At 64.1% G+C, this 3,867-nt stretch carries 4 protein-coding genes; 2 read left to right on the top strand and 2 right to left on the bottom strand.

Going from position 1 to position 3,867, the window contains the following annotated elements; translation table 11 throughout:
• Positions 1-17: 17 nt before the first annotated feature.
• On the top strand, positions 18-410 hold the full coding sequence (locus MKL09_RS12080) for a hypothetical protein (RefSeq protein ID WP_243939429.1): 393 nt from the start codon (positions 18-20) through the stop codon (positions 408-410).
• 14 nt (positions 411-424) lie between these two features.
• On the opposite strand, the gene MKL09_RS12075 is transcribed toward MKL09_RS12080, so the two are convergent.
• A complete protein-coding gene (locus MKL09_RS12075) occupies positions 425-1,117 on the bottom strand; it encodes a hypothetical protein (protein WP_244020407.1) in 693 nt (230 codons plus the stop codon).
• A 30-nt stretch (positions 1,118-1,147) separates the two neighbouring features.
• The gene (locus MKL09_RS12070) at positions 1,148-1,822 is read right to left on the bottom strand and encodes an NYN domain-containing protein (RefSeq protein WP_244020405.1); all 675 of its coding nucleotides are present in this window, start codon (positions 1,820-1,822) and stop codon (positions 1,148-1,150) included.
• A gap of 1,252 nt (positions 1,823-3,074) precedes the next feature.
• Here MKL09_RS12070 and MKL09_RS12065 point away from each other — a divergent pair.
• A complete protein-coding gene (locus MKL09_RS12065; RefSeq protein WP_244020403.1) occupies positions 3,075-3,857 on the top strand; it encodes a helix-turn-helix domain-containing protein in 783 nt (260 codons plus the stop codon).
• Positions 3,858-3,867: the final 10 nt, after the last annotated feature.

Below are 3,867 nucleotides of genomic sequence, written 5' to 3'. Positions count from 1 at the left end.
GCGACCCGAGACCGATCATGGGCGACGTGCTCACCTTCACCCCGCGTCCGAAACCGGCCGCTCCGGATCTGGAGCCGCTGGCCGGCGGCGCGCTCCGCGCCAGCCTGGAGGCGGCCGCACAGGTCGCCCTTGACGCCGCGGACCGCATCATCGCCGTGCTCGACCGCATGGACGAAGATCCGGACCTGGAGGACGGCGGGGACGCCGAGCCGTCACTGGCCGCGCCCGAGAACCACACCGGCAGTCAGGTCACGTGGCTGCGCGGCAACGACCAGGACCGCGAGGCAGAGGCTCCCGAGACCACCTTGCCGGAGGTGATGTTGGAGACCGTCGTTTTGCCCTGGCGGGGTCGCGGCAACATCATCGCGGCCGTCGGTGTGGCGCTCCTCGACATGGTTGGGAACCGCTGATGCCGGCCCGTCAGTCACCCGGTAGCCAATACAGCGCGCGCCGCAGAGACGATGGTATCGCGTTCAGCCCTCTCACTATCAGTCGTCTGGCGGATCTGGCCGTTGCGCAGCGTGGAAGGTGCAAACAGGCTCCTGCCGAAGTGGCGCGTGCGGTCATTCCTCAGGCCCCAGAACCGCGCCGCCCTGAGGCAGATTACGACTCTCTCTCCGGCCTCAGCTTGAGGGAACAGCACCGTCTGCGCCCAGTCGAGGCAGACACGACAAGAAGGCAGGGCAGCAAGCATGTGCGGGCTCTTGAACGCCTGCGAGTGATAGGCCGCAATGTTTAGGACCGCGATGTTGCGCTGGACAGTCTCCCAGGGTCCGAAATCCTTGGTGATCGGCGCGAGCCACTTGTAGGCACGGGACTTATCTTCCGCGCCACGAAGCTCTCGGGTTCCAGCACGCATCTCACGGTATTTGTTCTGGGCCGCAGGATCCGTCGCCTCCTCAAGGTCAACGGCATCCATGCCAGGGTTCACAAACAAAAGGACCAGCTTCGCGTCCTTCAGCCGGCCATCGACGTTCGAGGGCAGGCACCGTAGGTCGAAGCCGTGATCCGATCGGGCGAGCACGTCTCTATCGGCGGGGTGCTCGTGAGCGTCACCCGACACGTCAGCCCAGAAGTCGAAAATGTCGACGTTCACAGCGTGCCCCGTCATCAGCATGTCGGCTTGTGAAGTAGTGGTTTTGAAGCTTTAGCTTGAGCCACCAGCTATGTCGACCGGGATCGCAGGGCGAGCGTCGAGATCAAGGACGACGTCTGAGTGCTGCTTCAACTCCACACGGACGTTCGAGCCCATTGGGTCCAAAAACACTTTCACACCCTCTCGGCGAACGAACTTGAACGCCGGCACGAAATCGGAGTCTCCTGTCACCACAACCACCGCTCGGACCATCTCGCGTAAAGCTAGCCGCGCCATGTCCATGCCGATCCGCATGTCCACGCCCTTCTGCGAAATGTCGAGGACGAAGTCGTCATCTTGCAAGGGGCGCGGCGCACGCAATAAATCGCGAGCAGCTCGAGGTTTAATATTCCACTTTTCTGGCGATAGTCGGACCTCGCCCATGCGCAATGCAACGTGTGGCTTCAGTACCAACTGATCGAATAGGCTCTGTGCCTGTCTATAGCGTTCTGTCGTAGAGAGATTATAGTTAGTTTTGCTAACTGGATACTTAAGGCTTTCGGACGATGGTGCGGCGTCGTAATAATAGATGCGCAGCAACTCGTAATTGCTCACTTCTGGCAAACGCTGGAGTCGCTCGCAGACGGACATCACATCGTCTGCGGTAGCGTGTCGGCCAAGTTTGGCGTGAAGCTTCTTGGTGAGGAACCCGCCATCAAGCATGATAGCGTAGAGCGACCGCTGCAACCTCCGCGCCCTTCCCCTAAAACAGACGGAGCCGGCTCACTCCCTGCGCTCTCGCGCGCCGCATCGCGGCTTGTCGGAATGGGCCGGCTCACTCGTCTATCTTTCGCACCTTAAGACCGGCGCGTGAACGTCACGTAAACCTTCGGTTGACGGCGTCAAGTGATCCAAAGGCACGGTAGGGCATCCTTGTGAGACACACGCGCGGCGATCGTGCCTAGTGACAGCCTATGATCGCTAACCGCTTCGGATGGCCACGAGCTTCGGCTTAGCCCATTGCTCCCAAACGCTGACCTTAGCCGTACTGCTCGGCTGGCGCGCATCGTCACTGAGGTTCAGCAGCCGCTGCAGATCGGCTTGGCATCCCGATGACCGTCCCTTTCGAGGCGATCCATCGCGGTCTCTGCGTTGTAGGATTGTGCCTCGGCGCCACGTCGAGCGCTCTTCTTGGGCGGGGCTGCCGTACTGTTCGTGCTCGCAAGGCCGAGTGTGCCCCCTCCTGCACCAGCGCTGCCAGCCTGAGCGGACAGCGACGGCGGTAAGGCGAGATCCGAGGGGCGCTGGTCCTGCCAGGCCGCCCTGGCGCGTTGAGATTTTAGCAGGTCGTCGTTTGGGTTCACGCCCCCGCGGGTTTTGCCCAGATCGGGGTTCAGAAGCTGCCCGGGCTCGGTGACGGGCTGCAGGGTATAGTTGGACACCGCTACTGCTGGCAGGGCTGTGTAAGAGCCGGTGGTCCCGGCTGACGACAGACAGCCGCCCAATGCCAAGCCACACCCACACAGCACGACAATCCGCGTCACAACCATGCTGACCTCGTCTTGCTGAGAGCTCACGCGAGATGGCGAACCGGCGGGACTGCACGCGGCCGACTGGCATCGGCGCCAAACTACGCGGGGGCGCTGCTGCGGTGCAACCCGACGAGCTCGGGCTCTAGCGTTGACTTAGCTATGCGCCCCGGTCGACATGGGCGGTCACGGCCATGCTCGCGTAAGCGAGTCGCGGCCGCCATTCAGGAGACCACGCCGCCGCAAGTCGACCCCTGAAAAGCCAACGGCCCCCCAGTCGCCAAACTGGAGGGCCGTCGAAATCAAAAGGGCCTGTGAGGCCACCTGCAACTCCTCACAAGCCATGAGACGCCCCCGGGCGTCAAGTCGGAACGCCAATTCCGACGACGATGAGGCTTTGCCTTGTGGACCGGACGCCCCTGCGGCGGCCCGGAACGACCTGTTGCGGCCCTTTCACGGGGCCGAGGATCATGTTTGCCGACGAGTTGAGGCGCGCCATCGAGGCGGCCAGCCGAATCACCCTGCCCCAAGTGACGGCGCTGCTCTGGCGCGCCTACGGGGACGGGAAGGTTACGGAGGCCGAGGCCGAGGCACTGTCCGGGCTGATCGAGGCACGGACCCTTTCCGCCCCGCGGCGGGGCCATAACCTGTGCGTTACTCAGGTTTTGCGCTCCCCAGTTTCGGGGAGCTCGCCGGATCCGGCGAGCGCGGCTTACTCGGGAAGCACCGAAAAACCCCAGAGCAGCCCCAGGAGGCCCGGCGTCGGCTCCCGGCCACGCACGGGCGCCAGCATGGAGCGCCGCCGCCGCTGGGCCGCCTCTGGCCGCATGCCGCTAGGTCTCGCCGCCAAGTTCACCCACGCTGAGCAAGGCGTGCTCGCCCTCGTCGCGGCCGAGACGGCCCGGCGCGGCGATTGCCGGCTGGCCATGGGCCACGTCGCGGCGATCGTGGGCGTGTCCGAGACCACCGTGCGCAATGCTATCCGCGAGGCGCGCAAGCTCGGGCTGGGCACGGTCGAGGAGCGCCCCGTCACGGGGTTTCGAAACCTGCCGAACATCGGCCGTATCGTCTCGGCCGAGTGGACGGCCTGGCTGCGCCTGTCCGGGAAAGGATCCATCACTCCGGGGGGAGGGGGCAAATCCCCGCAGCGCTGCCCTACTGAAGTTCTAGTCCTGAAAGAATCGGGGATATCGGAGCCGCAAAGGGTCTGCCGAAACGCGTCGGGCTCCCTCGTCCGGCGAACGCGGTCATAAATCCGAGAGG

Source organism: Methylobacterium sp. J-048, assembly GCF_022829515.1.
Classification (GTDB): Bacteria; Pseudomonadota; Alphaproteobacteria; order Rhizobiales; family Beijerinckiaceae; genus Methylobacterium.
Note: the sequence above shows the minus strand (reverse complement) of the source record. Positions and strands in the feature narration are given on the sequence as shown.

What these genes read in the sequence shown, in the direction of transcription:
- MKL09_RS12080 (WP_243939429.1), top strand. Translation starts at nt 18, where the DNA reads ATGGGCGACGTGCTCACCTTCACCCCGCGTCCGAAACCGGCCGCTCCG.
- MKL09_RS12075 (WP_244020407.1), bottom strand. Translation starts at nt 1,117, where the DNA reads ATGCTGATGACGGGGCACGCTGTGAACGTCGACATTTTCGACTTCTGG.
- MKL09_RS12065 (WP_244020403.1), top strand. Translation starts at nt 3,075, where the DNA reads ATGTTTGCCGACGAGTTGAGGCGCGCCATCGAGGCGGCCAGCCGAATC.